Origin of the sequence: Streptomyces sp. NPDC059201 (genome assembly GCF_042754585.1) — a bacterium.
Classification (GTDB): Bacteria; Actinomycetota; Actinomycetes; order Streptomycetales; family Streptomycetaceae; genus Streptomyces.
Window position 1 is genome coordinate 890000 of record NZ_JBHZBB010000001.1, and the last position, 17528, is coordinate 907527.

The following is a 17528-nucleotide window of genomic DNA, read 5'->3' on the forward strand; positions in this document are numbered from 1 at the left end:
CTCAGCCGGCCGGCGGTTCGGAGCCCACCAGCCACATGGAGAAGAACTGGGCGCCGCCGCCGTAGGCGTGCCCGAGGGCCCGGCGGGCGCCGTCCACCTGGTGCTCGCCCGCCTCGCCGCGCACCTGGAGGGCCGCCTCGGCGAAGCGGATCATGCCGGAGGCGCCGATCGGGTTGGTGGAGAGGACGCCTCCGGAGGGGTTCACGGGCAGGTCGCCGTCGAGTTCGGTGACGCCCGCCTCGGTGAGCTTCCACCCCTCGCCCTCGGCGGCGAAGCCCAGGTTCTCCAGCCACATCGGCTCGTACCAGGAGAACGGCACGTACATCTCGACGGCGTCGATCTGCCGGCGCGGGTCGGTGATCCCGGCCTGCCGGTAGACGTCGGCGGCGCAGTCGCTGCCCGCCCGGGGCGAGACGAAGTCCTTCCCCGCGAAGAGGGTGGGCTCGCTGCGCATGGCACCGCCGTGCACCCAGGCGGCGGGGCGGGGGGCCCGCCCGGCACCGGCCCGGTCGGTGAGGACCATGGCGCAGGCGCCGTCGGAGGACGGGCAGGTCTCCGAGTAGCGGATCGGGTCCCACAGCATCGGGGACGACCGCACCTTCTCCAGGGTGATGTCGTGCTCGTGGAGGTGGGCGTAGGGGTTCTTGAGGGCGTTGCGGCGGTCCTTGTACGCGACGAGGGAGCCGATCGCGTCGGGGGCGCCGGTGCGGCGCATGTAGGCGCGGACGTGCGGGGCGAAGAAGCCGCCGGCTCCGGCGAGCAGCGGCTGCTGGAAGGGGACCGGCAGGGACAGGCCCCACATGGCGTTCGACTCCGACTGCTTCTCGAACGCGAGGGTGAGGACGGTGCGGTGGACGCGGGCGGCGACCAGGTTGGCGGCGACGAGGGCGGTGGAGCCGCCGACGGAGCCCGCGGTGTGGACGCGGAGCATGGGCTTGCCGACGGCGCCGAGGGCGTCGGCGAGGTACAGCTCCGGCATCATGACGCCCTCGAAGAAGTCGGGCGCCTTGCCGATGACGACGGCGTCGATGTCGGCCCAGGTCAGCTCGGCGTCGGCGAGGGCCCGCACGGCGGCCTCGCGGACGAGTCCGGCGATCGACACGTCGTGCCGGGCGGCGACGTGCTTGGTCTGGCCGACGCCGACGATCGCGACGGGTTCCTTGCTCATCGGGGGTCCCCTTCCAGGACGGCGACCAGGTTCTGCTGGAGGCAGGGCCCGGAGGTGGCGTGGGCGAGGGCGCGGTCGGAGTCGCCGCGGTGGACGGCGGCGGCGGCCTCGCCGAGCCGGACGAGTCCGGCGGCCATGACGGGGTTGGCGGCGAGCGCGCCGCCGGAGGGGTTGATCCGCACGCCGTCGCCGAGGCCGAGGGCCTTGGCGAGGACGACCTCCTGGGAGGTGAAGGGCGCGTGCAGCTCGGCGGTGTCCACGGGCCGTTCGAAGGCTCCGGCGCGTTCGGCGGCGAGCCGGGTGGACGGCGAGTCGGTGAGGTCGCGGACGCCGAGCGAGTGGGCCTCGATGCGGTGGTCCATGCCGCGGATCCAGGCGGGCCGCGCGCACAGCTCCCGGGCCCGGTCCCCGGCGGCGAGGATCACGGCGGCGGCGCCGTCGCCGACCGGCGGGCAGTCACCGGTGCGCAGCGGGGCCACGACGTACTCGCCCTGCGGTCGGGCGCCGGTGACCTGGGCGTGCGGGTTGGCGGCGGCGTCGGTGCGGCGGCGGGCGGCGAGCGCGGCGAGGGCCGCCTCGTCGGTGTCGCCCGCGTCGACGAGGGCCTGGGCCTGGAGGGCGGCCAGGGCGACGGAGTCGGGCCAGAGCGGGGCGACGTAGTAGGGGTCGAGCTGGCGGGTCAGGACGTCGCGGACGGAGCCGGCCGAGGACTTGCCGTAGGAGTAGACGAGGGCGGTGTCGGCCTCGCCGGTCAGCAGCTTCACCCATGCCTCGTACAGGGCCCAGGCGCCGTCCGTCTCGACGTGGGACTCGGAGATCGGCGGCCAGGCGCCGACGCCGTCGAGGGCCATGGTGAAGGAGAAGGCGCGGCCCGCGAGGTAGTCGGACGAGCCGGAGCAGGTGAAGCCGATGTCGGAGGTCTTCAGGCCGGTCTGCCGGAGGACCTCGTGGAGCACCGGCATCACCATCTCGACCTCGGAGAGGTCGTCGGTGCGGCGTCGGTGGTCGCTCTGGGCGAAGGCGACGATCGCCACGTCCCGGCCGGGGGCGCTCATAGCAGCTCCTTGTACGTGTCGTAGTCCGCGTCCGGTTCACCGGTGGGGCGGTAGTGGTCGGGGTAGCGGCCGTCCTCGCTCCACACGGGTTCGACGCGCAGGCCCATGCGGACCTGGTCGTAGGGGATGCCGCCGATCCGGCCATGGAGGGCGAGCCCGGCGCCGTCGAGGGCGATGTGGGCGTAGACGTAGGGGACCTCGATGTCGAGGTTCTTCGCCTTGATGTTGACGATGCAGAAGGTGGTGACGGTGCCGCTGGGGCCGACCTCGACCTGGTCCGTGGTGGCGACGCCGCAGGTGGGGCAGGCACCGCGCGGCGGCACGTACACCTTGGCGCAGGAGGGGCAGCGCTCGCCGACCGTACGGCGCTCGGAGAGCCCCTGGAGGTAGCGGGTCTGTGCGCGGCCGGTGCTGTAGGTGTAGTCGAGACGGGCCGGGGCGACGATGCCGCTGACGGGGGAGTCGAACTGCCCGGTGTGCGGGGCGGGTTCGGGGCGGGGGGCGTGGCCGGGGGCGGTGCCGGTCGTGGTGGCCTCGTGTGGTTCGAAGCAGGCGATGTCCGTGATGGCGCCGGCGCGTTCGGCGGCCCAGCGGATCCGGACGCGCATGCCGGTGCGGACGGCGTCGGGGCCGGGGGCATCGAGGGCGTGCAGGAGGGCGGTGTCGGCGCCGTCGAGGCGGACGAGGACCCAGGCGAAGGGGGTGGCGAGCGGCTGGCCGGGGCGGGGCTCCGGGTTCCAGGCCCAGGTGGTGACGGTGCCGGTCGGCTCGACCTCGAAGAGTTCGCGCAGCTCGGCGGCGGTCTCGGGGTCGTACTCCACGGGCGGGACGAGGATCCGGCCGGCCTCGGTACGGACGCCGAGGACGGTGCCCTCGCGCAGACCGGTGAGGAACGCGGACTGGACGGGGCCGAGGGAACGGGTGAAGGGGAACTCGACGACGAGGGGGGCGCGGAGGGTCTCGGGGGGTGGTGGGGTGAGGGTCATGGGCGGGCCTTTCTGTGGGGCGGGGGGGTGGGGCGGGGCGGGTGCGGGCGGGCGAGGCCGTACGGGGCGGGGCGGGGCGGGCCGCTGCGCGGGGCCTTCCCCCACCCCGCCCCTTCCCGAAACTGGGGGCTAGCCCCCAGGCCCCCGTACGGCCTGCGGCCGGCGAATTTCAGCCCCGCCGGCGTTTGAGGCGCGGGGTCCGGGGCGGAGCCCCGGTTACGGGAAGGGGCGGGGTGGGGAAAGGTTCACTCCCGCCGGTACACCGCCCGCCGCTTCTCCGCGAACGCCCGCGCCCCCTCCTTCGCGTCCGCCGTATCGAAAATCGGCCACCCCCGCTTCAGCTCGGCGGCGAGCCCCTCCGTCTCCGTCATCTCGGCGGTCTCGTAGACGGACGCCTTCACCGCCTCGACGGCCAGCGGCCCGCACGCGTTGACGCGTTCGGCGAGGTCGAGGGCGGTGTCGAGGGCGGTGCCGTCGGGGACGACGCGGCCGACGAGTCCGATGCGGGCGGCCTCCTCGGCGGTGTAGGGGCGGCCGGTGAGGAGCATTTCGAGGGCGTGGGTGCGCGGGATCTGGCGGGGGAGCCGGACGGTGGAGCCGCCGATGGGGAAGAGGCCGCGGCGGACCTCGAAGAGGCCGAAGAGGGCGGAGGCTCCGGCGACCCGGATGTCGGTGCCCTGGAGGATCTCGGTGCCGCCGGCCACGCAGGCGCCCTCGACGGCGGCGATGACGGGCTTGCGGGGGCGGTGGTGGCGGAGCATCGCCTTCCAGTGCAGGTCGGGGTCGGCCTTGAGCCGGTCGCGGTACTCCTCCCCTTCCATGCCCTTCCCGGCGAGGGCCTTGAGGTCCATGCCCGCGCAGAAGGCGCCGCCCGCTCCGGTGAGGACGATCGAGCGGACGGAGTCGTCGGCGTCGGCCTCGATCCAGCCGTCGTAGAGGCCGACGAGCATCGGCAGGGACAGGGCGTTCTTCGCCTCGGGGCGGTTCAGGGTGAGGACGAGCGTGGCGCCTTCGCGCCGCACGGTGAGGTGTTCGGTGCCGGCCATGGGCATCTCCCGTCTCCAGTTCTGGAACAGGTTGCAGTAGTGGCCGGGGCAGTTCAATAGTTTTCTGACACTCAGTCAGATTATTTGACGCGCCCCCTTCCCACCTCGCCCGGTCGGTGCTCTGATGACCGCCCGAGTCCGAACGCGCCGGGGTCAGGAGGAACGGTGGAGTACAACCTTGCCGACCTGTTCGAATCGGTCGTGGACGTGGTGCCCGAGCGCGAGGCGCTGGTCTACGTCGACCACCCCGGGACCGGCGCCGAGCGCCGGCTCACCTACGCCGAACTCGACGAGGCGGCCAACCGTTTGGCCCACCACCTGCTCGACGCGGGCGTCCGCCCCGGCGAGCACCTGGGGCTCCACCTGTACAACGGCGTCGAGTACCTCCAGACCGTCCTCGCCTGCCTGAAGGCCAGGATCGTGCCCGTGAATGTCAACTACCGGTATGTGGAAGAGGAGTTGGTCTACCTCTACCGGGATGCGGACCTCACCGCCCTGGTGTACGACGCCGAGTTCACCGACCGCGTGGCGGCGGCCCTGCCGCGCAGCGAGAAGCTGCGGCACCTCGTGCGGGTGGGGACCCCGCACGAGGGCGCCGCCGCCCTCGGCTCCGTACCGATCGAGGAGGCGGAGGCGGGGGCCTCGCCCGGGCGCGGCTTCGCGGCCCGGTCCGGCGACGACCTCTTCATCATCTACACCGGCGGCACCACCGGCATGCCGAAGGGCGTCCTGTGGCGCCAGGAGGACCTGTTCTTCGCCGGGCTGTTCGGCGGCGACCCCTCCGGCGAGGCGGTCAAGCGCCCCGAGGAACTGGCCGAGCGGGTCGCCGCCGGCGGCGCCGGCATCACCTTCTTCCCCGCGCCGCCGCTCATGCACGGCACCTCCACCCTCACCAGCTTCATCGCCTTCAACTACGGCCAGCGGGTGGTGCTGCACCGCAAGTACGTGCCCGAGGAGGTGCTGCGGACGCTGGAGAAGGAGAAGGTCTCCAGCATCTCCCTCGTCGGGGACGCCATGCTGCGCCCGCTGATCGACGCGCTGGCCGGACCGCTCCGCGGCACCGACCTGTCCGCGCTGTTCAGCCTCTCCTCCTCCGGCGCGATCATGTCGGAGACCGTACGGGCGCAGCTGCGCGAGCTGATGCCGAACGTCATCCTGCTGAACAACTTCGGCTCCACGGAGTCCGGTTCGAACGGGCGGGCCACCGACGACTCCGGCCCGGAGAAGGGCTTCCGGCTGCACGTCAACGAGCGCACGCAGGTGGTCGACCAGGTCACCCTGGAGCCGGTCGCCGTCGGCGCGATCGGCCGCCTCGCGCAGCGCGGCCACGTGCCGCTCGGCTACTACAACGACCCGGCGAAGACGGCGGAGACCTTCTTCGAGCGGGACGGCGTGCGGTGGGTGCTGCTCGGCGACATGGCCACGGTCGACGCGGACGGTGTGGTGACCGTCCTCGGGCGCGGCTCCCAGTGCATCAACACGGGCGGCGAGAAGGTCTATCCGGAGGAGGTCGAGCAGGCCCTCAAGTCGCACCCCGACGTGTACGACGCACTGGTCGCGGGCGTCCCCGACGCGAAGTGGGGCAACCACGTGGCCGCCGTCGTCCAGCAGCGCGACGGCTCGGCCCCTCTCGACCTTGCGGCCGTCCAGGAGCACTGCCGCCGCCACCTCGCCGGCTACAAGGTCCCCCGCCAACTCGTCCTCGCCGACAGCATCCAGCGCTCCCCCAGCGGCAAGGCGGACTACCGCTGGGCCAAGACGGTGGCGACGGAGGCGGACGCGGCGGAACGCGCCTAGCTGTCGGCGGTACGCCAGCGGCGGACGGTGTCCCCGTGGAGGGTGAGCCAGGTGCCGTCGCCGAGCGGCAGCACGCGCGCCGACTCCACGATGCCCGGCGGGTACGCGATCCGGGCACGCGGTCCCACTCCTCCTCCCAGCGGTCCTCGCCCACCGGGGCGAGGACCCGGCGGGCGACGAGGAGGCCCGGCCGGCCGAGGAACAGCTCGCCGTCCGGGAGGACGTCGGCGGCGTCCACCGCCACGGCGGGACGGGCGGACGCGTCGTAACGGGTCAGGCGTTCACCGCAAGTGGGTTCCGCCCGTACCGTCCTCAAGATCCCCACGGACCTCACGCGGTGCCGAACTCCCTGAGCGCGGCGAGGAACTCCTTCGCGTGGGTCTCGTGGATGAGGTGTCCGGCTTTGATGGTGACCAGGCGGGCGGCGGGGACGGTCTCGGCGAGGGCGGTCAGGTGGTGCTGGGGGACGTGGCTGGTGGGGCCGCCGGCCAGGATCAGGGTGGGGGTGGTGATCGCGGGGAGTCCGGCGCGCCAGGCCGGGTCGGGGGCGTTCAGCTGGGCGTCCGTCGTGGGGACGATCTCCCAGTCGAAGGGGAGGGGGGCCTCGGGGCGCTCGGGCACCGGGCGCGGCGGGTCGAGGGGGACGAAGGCGGGCGGTTCCTCCAGGACGAGGCGGCCGACGAGGGCGGGCTCCTGGTGCGCGAGGAGCCAGGCGGCGCCGGCGCCCATCGAGTGGGCGACGACGGTGGCGCCGGTGAGGCCGAGGGCCTTGAGGAAGCCGCCGAGTTCGTCGCGGAAGGCGTCGAAGCCGTAGCCGCCCGGCCGGTCGCTGAGCCCGTGGCCGCGCAGGTCCACCGCGTACACCCGGTGGTCGGCGGCCAGGTCGCCCACGACGCCCGCCCACGTCAGGGAGGACTCGCCGCGCCCGTGGACCAGGACGAGAGGGTGGGCGTCCTCGGGTCCCGCGACCCGGTAGGCGAGGCGCACGCCGTCGACGGTGACCGTGCGGACGGCGGGGTCGAGGAACGCGGCGACCGTGCGGACGAAGGCGTCCGCGTCGTCGACCCACGGGTAGTGCCCGGCGCCCGGCTGCACGACCAGCTCCGCGTCCGGGAAGTGAGCGGCGGCCGCAGCCGCCTGACCGGGCGTCGGGCCCGCGTCGTACTCGCCCGCCAGGACCAGGACCGGCGCGGTGAGCGCGCCGAGGGCGCGGCGGGTCGCCTCAGGGTCGTAGGCGCCGTCCCCGTGGTAGAGGACGGCCGCCTCCCAGTGCATCTCGCGTGCCCCGGCCGCCGCGTGCTCCCGGGCGGGCCCGTCCCAGCGGCCGTACGAGAAGGGGGCGGCCAGCTCGTACACGCGCGGCAGCGGTGTGTCGGGGCCGATCGCGTCGAGCGCGGCCCTGGCCTCCGGGTAGCCGTCGCGGTCGGCGAAGACGGCGACCGCCCGGTCCCACTCCTCGTCCGTGGTCACGATGCCGAGCGCGCGGGCGACGGAGGTGACGAGGACGAGGGAGCGGATCCGCCCGGGGTGCGCGGCGGCGTAGAGGACGGCGAGGTTCCCGGCCGCCGAGTGGCCGAGGAGGTCGATCCGCTCCAGACCGAGGTGGGCGCGGAGGGCCTCGACGTCGTCCACCTGCCGGTCGCAGCGGTAGGTGCCGGGATCGGCGGGGGCGTCGCTCGCGCCCGTGCCCCGGGCGTCGAGCAGGACGAGTGCGCGGTGCGCGGCGAGCCCGCCGAGGTCCCCGAGGTAGGCGGCGTCCCGCATCGGGCCGCCCGCGAGACAGACGAGCGGCTCCCCCTCCCCCACGGTCCGGTAGGAGAGTGCGGTCCCGTCATGGGTCGTGAACGTCGGCATGACCATGATCTTCTTGCCTGGCGGAGGCTCCGCGCAATCGGATTCGCCCATGTCCCGGGCGCCCGCCGGGCCCGCCGGGCTCGCGATACGGTGGGCGGATCGTCCCCACAACGCGAAGGAACCGTTCCACCGTGCCCGACACCCGGGAATCCGCCCTGCGCGGCGACTGCGCGCAGTGCTTCGGTCTGTGCTGCGTGGCGCTGCCCTTCGCCAAGTCGGCCGACTTCGCCGTGAACAAGTCCGCCGGCGACCCCTGCCGCAACCTCCAGGACGACTTCCGGTGCGGGATCCACACCCGGCTGCGGCCGAGCGGTTTCCAGGGCTGCACGGTGTACGACTGCTTCGGCGCGGGTCAGCAGGTCTCCCAGGTGACCTTCGGCGGCGTGTCGTGGCGGGAGGCGCCGGAGACCGCCCGGCAGATGTACGAGGTCTTCCCGGTGATGCGGCAGCTCCACGAACTGCTGCGCTACCTCACCGAGGCGCTGGAGCGGCCCGCCGCCCGCCGGATCCACTGCGAACTGCGCGCGGCCCTCGCCCGGGTCGGGGAGCTGACCGCGCTTCCGGCCGCCGACCTGGAGAAGCTCGACGTCGCCCCCGTACGGGCCGAGGTCAACCCGCTGCTGCTGCGGACCAGCGAACTCGTCCGCGCCACGACAGGCGGCAAGCCCCGCGGCCGGCGGGGGGCCGACCTCATCGGCAAGCGGCTGCGCGGCGCGAAGCTGCGGGGCACGGACCTGCGCGGCGCGCTGCTGATCGCCGCCGACCTGACGGGCGCGGACCTCACCCTCGCGGACCTGATCGGCGCCGACCTGCGCGACGCGGACCTGTCCGGCGCCACCCTGACGGACGCCCTCTTCCTCACCCAGCCCCAGCTCAACTCGGCGCGCGGCGACGCGAGGACCGTCCTCCCGCAGGGCTTCGAGCGGCCCGCGCACTGGACGGCCTGAGCCACGCGGGACCGGCCTTCGGTGGGCTCAGGCTGAGCCTTCCGGTTCCTCCGGTGGCTTCGTCGCGCCGCGCTCGTACTCCTCCTCATACGCCTCCGGCCCCAGCGCCGCCCGGACGCGGGCGATGACGCGGAGGACGTCGTCGTGCTCGCCCTCCGGGAGGGGGACGCCGACCGAGGCGCGGGCGGCGGCGGCCGCGCCGAGGAGCCGGGCCGCGCGGGCGGCGTCACCGGCGAGGGAGACGGCGCCCGCGAGGCCCTCCAGGCCGAGGGCGAGCGCGCGGGGGTCGCCGGTCGCCCGGGCGGCGGCGAGACCCGAGCGCTGGAGCTCCACGGCGCGGTCCGCGTCGCCGCGCAGCTCCGCCGCGAAGCCCAGCTCGGCGAGGATCAGCGCGGGCATGCCCGGCTCGTAGCCCATGCGTCGATGCGTGTCGAGCACGTTGCGCATGTGGGCCTCCGCCGCGTCGAGATCGCCCTCCCGGCGGGCGCCCATGCCGAGGCCGATCTCCGCGTACTGCTCGCCGAAGCTGTCGGTCTGCTCGACGGCGATCCGCCGGGCCCGCTCGTGGAACTCGCGCGCCCGCCCGTATTCGCGGGTGAGGAGCGCGATCCGGCCGAGGCCGGAGAGCTGGAAGGAGACCTCGCGGCGCAGGTCGAGCCGTTCCGCGATGTCCAGGCACGTCCGGTGGAGTTCGCCGGCGTACGCGTACTCCCCCACGATCTCCGCCCGCGTCTGGAGCGGCACCATGGCCTGCAACTGCCCCCACTCGTCGCCGAGTTCCCGGAAGAGCTCCAGGCTCCGCCGGCCGTCCCGGAGCAACGCCCCGAAGTCGCCGCGCAGTTTGGCGTGGAAGGAGCGGGTGGCGAGGGCCGCGGCCTCGCCCCAGGGGTCGCCGAGCTCCTCGAAGCGGGCGAGGGCGCCGTCGACGAGCCCGGCGCTCGCGGCGGCGTTCCCGATGCCGTAGAGGTGGGAGCCGAGGAACCACGCGGCACGCGCCTGCTCCAGCGGGTCGTGCACGTGCTCGTAGGCGTGGAGGGCCGAGCGGTAGTCGGCGACCGGGTCGGCGCTGCCCCCGGAGGCGAGCCGGACGCCGCCGAGCCAGGCCGTGGCCCGGGCGACGAGCTCCGAGGGCGCCGGGCCGGGCACGGCGAGGGCCGCGACGAGGGAGCGCTCGGCCTCGGCGCCCCGGCCGCGCAGCCGCCAGTACCAGCAGAGGGAGGTGACCAGCCGGAGCGCCGTCTCCGCCTCCCCGGCGGAGACGGCGGAGTCGAGGGCGCCGCGCAGGTTGGCGGTCTCGTCGTCCAGGCGGCGGAGCCAGTACGCCTGTTCGGCGCCGCGCAGCAGCGGTTCGGCGCGCTCGGCCAGCCGCAGGTAGAAGGCGCGGTGGGCCCGTCGTACGGGCTCCGTCTCGCCGGCCTCGCCCAGGCGCTCCGTGCCGTAGGCGGCGACCGATTCGAGGAGGCGGTAGCGCACGGCGCCGTCGGTGCCGGCGGGCGCGGCGACGACGAGGGAGGCGTCGACGAGCCGGGCGAGGAGGTCGACGACCTCGGCGGCGTCCACGGCCTCCCCGGTGTCCGGGGCACGGTCACCGGCGGCGCAGACCTCCTCCGCCGCGTCGAGCGCGCAGCCGCCGGTGTGGACGGCGAGGCGGCGCAGCACCGCCTGCTCGGCGGGGCCGAGGAGGTCCCAGCTCCAGTCGAGGACCGAGCGGAGGGTCCGCTGGCGCGCGGGCGCCCCCCGGGCGCCGACGGCGAGCAGCCGGAAGCGGTCGTCGAGCCGTGCGGCGACCTCGCGGACGCCGAGGGCGCGCACGCGGGTGGCGGCCATCTCCAGGGCGAGCGGGATGCCGTCGAGGCGCCGGCAGATCGCCACGACGGCGGCGGCCGTGCCCGCGTCCAGGGCGAAGCCGGGCGCGGCGGCGGTCGCCCGGGCGACGAAGAGCTCCACCGCGCCGAACCGTCCCACGGCGTCCGGGTCCGGGTGCTCCACCGCGTCCGGGCGGGGCAGCGGCGGGACCTCGTGGAGGTGCTCCCCGGTGAGGCCGAGCGGGACCTGGCTGGTGGCGAGGACGCGGAGCGCGGGCGCGGCGGCGAGGAGCCGGGCGGCGAGTTCGGCGGCGGGCTCGACGACGTGCTCGCAGTTGTCGAGGACGAGGAGGACGGGGGCGTCGCCGAGGGCGCGGGCGATCCGGTCGACCAGCGGGAGCGGGTCGGTGCCCGGGGCGGGCGGCACGTCGTCGCGCACCCCGACGGCGCGGCCGACGGCCTCCCGCACCTCGGCGAGCGCGGTCTCCCGGCGCCGCCCGTCCCCGGCGCGGTCCAGGGCGGCCAGCTCCACGAGCCGCACCCCGCCCGGGAATCCGGCCGCCGCGCGGGCGGCGGCCGCGAGGGCGAGGCGGGTCTTGCCGACGCCGCCGGAGCCGGTGAGGGTGACGAGCCTGCCGGTACGGAGCAGGGCGCCCAGCTCCTCGACGGCGTCGTCACGGCCGATGAGGCCGGTGAGCGCGGCGGGGACCGGGGTGGGGGCGGTCATGGGGGTGGGGGCGGTTATCGGGGTGGGGGCGGGTGCCGGTGGGGTCAGTTCGGTGGACTGGGTGAGGATCGCCCGGTGCAGGGCGGTGAGTTCGGGCCCGGGGTCCACGCCCAGCTCGTCGGCGAGCCGGGTGCGCACCTCCTCGTACCCGGTGAGGGCCTCGCTCTGCCGGCCGGAGAGGTAGAGGGCGCGGAGGTGGACGGCGCGGAGCCGTTCCCGGAGCGGGTGGAGGGCGACCGGGTCGCCCAGCTCGTCGGCGACCTCGACGTGCAGGCCGAGGCCGAGGCGGGTCTCGGCGCGCTCCTCCAGGGCGGAGAGCCGCTGTTCCTCCAGGCGGGCGGCGGTGGCGCGGACGAAGTCCTCGTCGGCGAAGTCGGCGAGGACGGGACCGCGCCACTCGGCGAGCGCGTCCCCGAGGAGGGCGGCGCGGGCTGCGGGATCGGCGGCGGCGCGGGCCCGCCCTGCGAGAGCGCGGAAGCGGTCGGCGTCCACGCTGCCAGGCGGGGCTTCGAGGACGTAGCCGGGCGGCCGGGAGACGAGGAGGCGCCGGGCGCCCGGCTCGGCCTCCTCCAGGGCCCTGCGCAGCCGCCACACCTTGTTCTGGAGGACGCCGGCCGGACGGGCCGGGGGATCGTCCGGCCACACCTCGTCGACCAGCCGGTCGGCGGGCACGACCTCCCCACGGTGGGTCAGGAGGCAGGCGAGCAGGGCGCGGACCTTCGCCTCGGGGACCGCGACCGGTGTCCCGTCCTCCGTCCACACGGCCAGCGGCCCCAGCACTCCGAAACGCATGCCGGTCACCCTAGATCACGGGACTGACAGCGAACCGGGAGAGGACGGCGCCGGTGGACCGGGCGCGGCGCCGGTGGACCGGGCGCGGCCCCGGTCGGGGCCGAGAGAGAACCGAGAGAGGGCCGAGAGCGCCCCTCGGCAGGGTCGTACCCGAAGTCACCCTCACAGCAGGAAGGGACGACCATGTCCGTCATCTCACCGGTGGGCGCCGCGCGGCTCGCGGGGCGCCGGGAGTGGGCGGGGCTCGCCGTGCTGGCGCTGCCCACGCTGCTCATCTCGCTCGACCAGAGCGTGCTGTTCCTGGCCCTTCCGCACCTCGCGGAGTCGCTGCGGCCCACCGGCACGCAGTCCTTGTGGATCATGGACGTGTACGGGTTCCTCATCGCCGGCTTCCTCATCACGATGGGGGCGCTCGGCAACCGCGTCGGGCGGCGCAGGCTGCTGCTCGTGGGGGCCGTGGCGGTCGCCCTGACCTCGCTGCTCGCCGCGTACGCGACCAGCGCGGAGATGCTCATCGCGGCCCGGGCGCTGCTCGGGATCGCGGCGGCGACCCTGATGCCGTCGACGCTGTCGCTGATCAACAGCATGTTCCACGACCCGGGGCAGCGCGGCCGGGCGATCGCCGTGTGGGCGGGCTGCTTCATGGCGGGCACGGCGCTCGGGCCGGTCGTCGGCGGGCTGCTCCTGGAACGCTTCTGGTGGGGTTCGGTCTTCCTGATCGGGGTGCCGGTGATGCTGGTGCTGCTGGTCGCCGGGCCCCGGCTGCTGCCGGAGTACAAGGAGCCGGGCGGCGGGCGGATCGACCTGGTGAGCGTCGTCCTGTCGCTGGCGGCGGTGCTGCCGGTGATCCACGGGCTGAAGGAGCTGGCGCGGCACGGCTGGTCGGTGGTGCCGCTGGTGACGCTCGTGGGCGGCGCGGCCGTCGGCGCGGTCTTCGTGGCGCGGCAGAGGCGGATCGCGCACCCGCTGCTCGACCTCGGGCTGTTCCGGGGCCGGGGGTTCACGGCGGCCCTGGCGATCCTGCTGGTCTCGATGGTCGCCACCGGCGGCAGCTACCTCTTCATCACCGGCTACCTCCAGCTGGTGGTGGGCCTCTCGCCGATGGAGGCGGGGCTGTGGATGGTGCCGTCCGCCATCGCGTCGATCGTCGCGGCGCAGCTGGCCCCGACGCTCGCCCGGCGCTTCCCGGTGTACCTGGTGGTCGCGGGCGGGCTCCTCGTGGCGGCCCTGGGCTACGGGCTGCTCGTGGTCGCCGGGCCGGTGGGCGGGCTGCCGCTGCTGGTCGCGGGCTTCGTGGCGGCGTTCTTCGGTGGCGGGCCGATCGGCGCGCTGGGCACGGCCCTGGTGGTGGGTTCGGCGCCGCCGGAGCGGGCCGGTTCGGCGGCGGCGCTCTCCTCGGTCTGCGGCGACCTCGGCGCGGCCCTGGGCATCGCCCTCCTCGGCAGCCTCGGCACAGCCGTCTACCAGGGCACGGTCACGGTCCCCGAGGGCGTGTCGCCACAGCTCGCCGAGGCGGTGCGCAGCGGGGCGGACACGGCGCTCGTGGCCGCGCAGGCGCTCCCTGCGGGGGCGGTGGAGACGGCCGGCCGGGTGCTGGAAGCGGCCCGCGAGGCGTACACGAACAGCCTGAACACGGTCGGCGCGGTCTGCGCGGTGATCGCCGTCGCCTCCGCCGCCATCGCGGTCACCACCCTGCGTAAGGCGTCCTCGTGACGACCGGCCACCCCGGCCGCGTCCCGGCGGCGGCGCCGGCGCTGATGGCCGGGCCCCTCTCCTTCGGCATCGCGGGACCCGCGCTGATCCTGGACGACATCGCGCGCGGTCTCGGCGTCCCGGTCTCCACCGCCTCCTGGTGCGTGGCGGCCTTCGGCTGGGGCATCGCGGTCGGAACGCCGCTGCTGGCGGGGGTACTACGCCAGCGGGGCGCCAGGACGGCGGTACGGGCGTCGGCGGCACTGCTCGCCGTCGGCGCCGCGCTTGTCCTCACGGCCCCGGTGGCGACCGTGGCCGTCGCCGGCTGCGCGCTCCAGGCGCTGGGCGCGGCGGGCCTCACGACGACGGCGATGACCCTGGCGGCCACCCCGCGCCGCATGGGCGCGGTCAGCGCCGCCCTGGCCGTCATCGGCTCAACGGCCCCCCTGACCGGCTCCCTCCTGGCCGACACCCTGTCCTGGCAAGCCGTCCTGATCCTCCCCCTGGCCGCCTTCCCGGGCGCGGCACTTGCGCTGCGCGGGCTGTCCCGGGAGCCGGGCCGGGAAACCGGCGCCGGGACCGAAACGCGGCCCACCGCCGAGGCGCGGTCCGCCGGGACGCCGGCTGCCGAGCGGCTGGCTGCCGAGCGGCCGTCCGGCGAGGCGCCGGTCGCCGAGGTGCCGTCCGCCGGAGGGCGCCCCGACCGGGGGAAGTTCGACGGAGGACGGTCCGACGGAACGGGGTTCGACGGAGCGGGGCACGACGGAACGCCGTCCGGCGGAGAGCGGCACGACGGAGGCCGGTCCGGCGGAGGCCGGTCCGGCGGAGGCCGGTCCGGCGGAGGCCGGTCCGGCGGAGGCCGGTCCGGCGGAGGCCGGTCCGGCGGAGACCGGTCCGGCGGGGCGCGGCACGACGAAGGCAGGTCCGCCGGAGGCAGGTCCGGCGAAGGCCAGTCCGCCGGAGCGCGGCACGACGAAGGCAGGTCCGCCGGAGGCAGGTCCGGCGAAGGCCAGTCCGCCGGAGCGCGGCACAACGGAGACCGGTCCGCCGGAGGCAGGTCCGGCGAAGGCCAGTCCGCCGGAGCGCGGCACAACGGAGACCGGTCCGGCGAAGGCCAGTCCGCCGGAGCGCGACACGACGGAGGCCGGTTCGGCGAAGGCCAGTCCGGCGAAGGCCAGTCCGACCGAGCGTGGCACGGCGGAGGGCGGTTCGACGGCGTCGGTGCGGGGCTGCTCGTGGTGCTGGTGACCTCGCTCGTGCTCGTTCCCGGGGAGCCGTGGGCGGTGGTCGGGGTTGTGGTGGCGGTGACCGCTCTCGCGTGGCACGCGCGGCGTCGGCCGGCGGGGTTCGTGCCGGCTGTCGTCGTGGCGCGGCCGTCGTTCCTCGCGGCGTGCGCGCTCGCCTTCGGGCTGGCCGTTGTCAACTTCGGGCTCATGTACGCGATCCCGGGCACGCTCTCCGTGACCACGGACTGGTCCGCCGACCGGATCGGGCTTGCGATGGTCTGGCCGCTCCTGCTGGGCGGGCTGGTCTCCTGGCCGGTGGCGGCGGTCTCGACGCGGCTGGGGCATCGGACGATGGTCACTGTCCTGGTGGCCCTGGCCGTGCTGGGCGTGGCGGCGGCGACGCGGGGGACCGGTCTGCCCGTTCTCCTGGCCGCCCAGGCTGCCGCCTCGGTGGCGGCGGCCTCGGGGCAGGCGGTGCTCGGCGCTCGCGCCGCCGGCGTCTCCCCTGCCGACGAAATGCCCTCCGCCCTCGGCCTCTTCACCCTCTGCTATCTCCTGGGCGCGGCCTTCGGCCCGGCCGTCGGCGCCCTCGCCACGGGCTGAGGGCCGGCCGGGGCAACCTTCCGCGACCGTGACGGGTCTGATCATGTACCGGACGATCCCCACCGGTCCCGCCACCCCGTTCGAAGGACCTCCATGAGCGACACCACTCCGGCCCGCCCCCCGAAGCGGGACATGGCCGAACTGCTCGACGCAGAAGGGATGCGGGCGCTCCAGGCGATCATCCCGCCGTGGCCGCACCTCGTGCTGAGCGTGCTGAGTGCGGCCGTCGTGTGGCTGCCCGACGCGGGGACGGCCCGGATCGTGGCGGTGCTGTCGGTGGTGGCGCCCGGCCTGTGGATCCTGCTCCGGCAGCGGGCGCTGACCCGGGAGGCGACCGTCTACGCCTCCGAGGACCCGGGCGACGGCCCCGCCGATCCCGCGCACACCGCGCGGATGGCGTCGCGGATGCTCGTGGTGACCAACCTCGTCGCCTCCACCGCCCTCGCGGCGGTGGTGCTGTTCGTGCCGCTCGGGGTCCTGCGCGTCGTGCTGCCCGTGCTCTGCCTGTGGTTCGCCGTCGACACGGTCCGTCAGTCGCGCGCCCGGCGCGAGGCGCTCGCGGTCATCGAGCGGTCGCAGGGCGAACCCTGGTACCCGGCGTACCGAGCCAGGATCGCGGCGCGCCGAGCCGCACTCGGCTGACGAACCTCACCACTCGCGGGTGGCGATCAGCTCCTCCGGGTCCGCGTCCGGGAAGCCGTACGCGGTGGCCACGAACCAGAAGTCCTCGCCTATCTCCTCGCGGGCCACGGTCTCGATCTCGCTCCCCGCCGCCTCGAACTCGGCCTCCAGGAGGTTGAACTCCTCCGTCGCGGCGTGGGTGAGGACGTACAGCGCCGCGAGGTCGGCGGGGCGCTCGGCCTCGACGCGCTCGCAGAGGCGGAGCAGGATCTCGCGGCCCTTGTCGACCACGTGGTCGGGGAAGTACCCGTCCTCGTACAGGCCGCGCAGGAACGCGTACTCCTCCACCTTCCGGTTCGTGATCGTCATGCCGGTCCCCTCCCGTGCGTGCTCACTCCTCCCGATGATGCACCGGGGCACTGACAACGCCCTCAGGCGTGCACGTACGGCGTGGTCGTGGTCAGCGGGACGAAGCCGAGGCGCTGGAGGATGGGGCGGCTGGTGGGCGCGGCGTCGACCTGCACGTACCGGTGGCCGTGGGCGGCGGCGACGCGGGCGCGATGGGCGACGAGGGCCCGGTAGAGGCCCCGGCCGCGCCACTCCTCGACGGTGCCGCCGCCCCACAGCCCGGCGAAGTCGGTGCCGGGGTACAGCTCCAGGCGGGCCGCGCTGACGGGGACCCCGTCGGCGAGGGCGAGGACGGCGGTGACGGTGCCGGGGTCGGCGGCGAGCCGGTCGAGGAGCCGGCGGCCGAGGTCGGAGCTGTCGGTGCCGAAGGCGCGTTCGTGGACCTCGACGACCTGGCGTACGCCCGCCGCGTCGGTGACCTCACGGAGTTCGACGCCGTCCGGCAGCGCCACGGCGCCGGCCTGCGCGGACGCCTCGGCGGCGAGCAGCGTCTCCGGCTCCTCGGCCTCGAACCCGGCGGCCAGGAGCAGCGCGCCGAGGTCGTCGGGCCCGTCGTGGCCGTACAGCTTCCACTCGAAGGGGACGCCCTCCGCGCGATAGTGGGCGAGCTGCGCGGCGATGGCCGCGTCGGCGGTGCGGGCGTCGAGCCCGGACCAGAGGACGCCGTTCCAGGCGTGGGCGGGGCCGGTCTGGCGGACGACGTCGCCGGCGCGCTCGACGCGGCAGCCGGGCCCGTCGGGGCGCGCGTCCCGCCGCAGCTGGGCGTCGTACAGGTCGAGGAGGTGGTGTGCGAGGTTCATC

Annotated in this window: 14 protein-coding genes and 2 pseudogenes; 6 read left to right on the forward strand and 10 right to left on the reverse strand. The window is 75.3% G+C overall.

The genetic code is table 11. From position 1 onward, the window contains the following. Position 1 precedes the first annotated feature (1 nt). The 4 genes from ACFXMG_RS03960 to ACFXMG_RS03975 all read right to left on the reverse strand — a co-directional run bounded on the left by ACFXMG_RS03960 (position 2) and on the right by ACFXMG_RS03975 (position 4255). The gene (locus tag ACFXMG_RS03960; protein ID WP_383830908.1) at positions 2 to 1168 is read right to left on the reverse strand and encodes a thiolase domain-containing protein; all 1167 of its coding nucleotides are present in this window, start codon (positions 1166 to 1168) and stop codon (positions 2 to 4) included. Beyond that, positions 1165 to 2223, reverse strand: coding sequence for a thiolase domain-containing protein (locus tag ACFXMG_RS03965; protein WP_383830911.1), 1059 nt, complete (start codon positions 2221 to 2223; stop codon positions 1165 to 1167). The genes ACFXMG_RS03960 and ACFXMG_RS03965 overlap by 4 nt, the downstream gene beginning before the upstream one ends. Next, a complete protein-coding gene (locus ACFXMG_RS03970; RefSeq protein ID WP_383830914.1) occupies positions 2220 to 3209 on the reverse strand; it encodes a Zn-ribbon domain-containing OB-fold protein in 990 nt (329 codons plus the stop codon). Before ACFXMG_RS03970 ends, ACFXMG_RS03965 begins: the two co-directional genes overlap by 4 nt. A 245-nt stretch (positions 3210 to 3454) precedes the next feature. Continuing rightward, positions 3455 to 4255 (reverse strand): crotonase/enoyl-CoA hydratase family protein, encoded by an 801-nt coding sequence (locus ACFXMG_RS03975; protein WP_383815311.1) that lies wholly within the window; start codon positions 4253 to 4255, stop codon positions 3455 to 3457. 165 nt (positions 4256 to 4420) lie between these two features. Here ACFXMG_RS03975 and ACFXMG_RS03980 point away from each other — a divergent pair, with 165 nt between their 5' ends. Beyond that, positions 4421 to 6052 (forward strand): acyl-CoA synthetase, encoded by a 1632-nt coding sequence (locus tag ACFXMG_RS03980; RefSeq protein ID WP_383815308.1) that lies wholly within the window; start codon positions 4421 to 4423, stop codon positions 6050 to 6052. On the opposite strand, the gene ACFXMG_RS03985 is transcribed toward ACFXMG_RS03980, so the two are convergent. Both ACFXMG_RS03985 and ACFXMG_RS03990 read right to left on the reverse strand, forming a co-directional pair. Next, positions 6049 to 6180 (reverse strand): hypothetical protein, encoded by a 132-nt coding sequence (locus ACFXMG_RS03985; RefSeq protein WP_383815305.1) that lies wholly within the window; start codon positions 6178 to 6180, stop codon positions 6049 to 6051. The genes ACFXMG_RS03980 and ACFXMG_RS03985 overlap by 4 nt on opposite strands. Positions 6181 to 6382: 202 nt before the next feature. After that, entirely contained in the window at positions 6383 to 7906 is a 1524-nt protein-coding gene (locus ACFXMG_RS03990; protein ID WP_383815302.1) for an alpha/beta fold hydrolase, read from the reverse strand. Between the two features lie 131 nt (positions 7907 to 8037). On the opposite strand from ACFXMG_RS03990, the gene ACFXMG_RS03995 reads away from it, so the two are divergent. Beyond that, entirely contained in the window at positions 8038 to 8853 is an 816-nt protein-coding gene (locus ACFXMG_RS03995) for a pentapeptide repeat-containing protein (RefSeq protein ID WP_383815299.1), read from the forward strand. A 27-nt stretch (positions 8854 to 8880) separates the two neighbouring features. Here the strand turns inward: ACFXMG_RS03995 and ACFXMG_RS04000 are convergent, their stop codons facing one another. Beyond that, a complete protein-coding gene (locus ACFXMG_RS04000; protein ID WP_383815296.1) occupies positions 8881 to 12177 on the reverse strand; it encodes a BTAD domain-containing putative transcriptional regulator in 3297 nt (1098 codons plus the stop codon). A 183-nt stretch (positions 12178 to 12360) separates the two neighbouring features. Here ACFXMG_RS04000 and ACFXMG_RS04005 point away from each other — a divergent pair, with 183 nt between their 5' ends. Together ACFXMG_RS04005 and ACFXMG_RS04010 are read left to right on the forward strand one after the other, a co-directional pair. Further along, positions 12361 to 13890, forward strand: a complete 1530-nt coding sequence (locus tag ACFXMG_RS04005) for an MFS transporter (RefSeq protein ID WP_383815293.1) — start codon at positions 12361 to 12363, stop codon at positions 13888 to 13890. Positions 13891 to 13934: 44 nt separating this feature from the next. Continuing rightward, a pseudogene (locus ACFXMG_RS04010) lies at positions 13935 to 14429 on the forward strand (MFS transporter); the annotation flags it as partial. A 13-nt stretch (positions 14430 to 14442) separates the two neighbouring features. Here ACFXMG_RS04010 and ACFXMG_RS04015 read toward each other — a convergent pair. Further along, a pseudogene (locus ACFXMG_RS04015) lies at positions 14443 to 14823 on the reverse strand (hypothetical protein); the annotation flags it as partial. 410 nt (positions 14824 to 15233) lie between these two features. Here ACFXMG_RS04015 and ACFXMG_RS04020 point away from each other — a divergent pair. Next, positions 15234 to 15698, forward strand: coding sequence for an MFS transporter (locus ACFXMG_RS04020; RefSeq protein ID WP_384119548.1), 465 nt, complete (start codon positions 15234 to 15236; stop codon positions 15696 to 15698). A 93-nt stretch (positions 15699 to 15791) separates the two neighbouring features. Next, the gene (locus ACFXMG_RS04025; protein WP_383815290.1) at positions 15792 to 16340 is read left to right on the forward strand and encodes a hypothetical protein; all 549 of its coding nucleotides are present in this window, start codon (positions 15792 to 15794) and stop codon (positions 16338 to 16340) included. Positions 16341 to 16346: 6 nt separating this feature from the next. Here ACFXMG_RS04025 and ACFXMG_RS04030 read toward each other — a convergent pair whose 3' ends face one another. Next, positions 16347 to 16688, reverse strand: a complete 342-nt coding sequence (locus tag ACFXMG_RS04030; protein ID WP_383815288.1) for a DUF5713 family protein — start codon at positions 16686 to 16688, stop codon at positions 16347 to 16349. Between the two features lie 62 nt (positions 16689 to 16750). Then, a complete protein-coding gene (locus ACFXMG_RS04035; protein ID WP_383815285.1) occupies positions 16751 to 17527 on the reverse strand; it encodes a GNAT family N-acetyltransferase in 777 nt (258 codons plus the stop codon). Between the last annotated feature and the right edge of the window lies 1 nt (position 17528).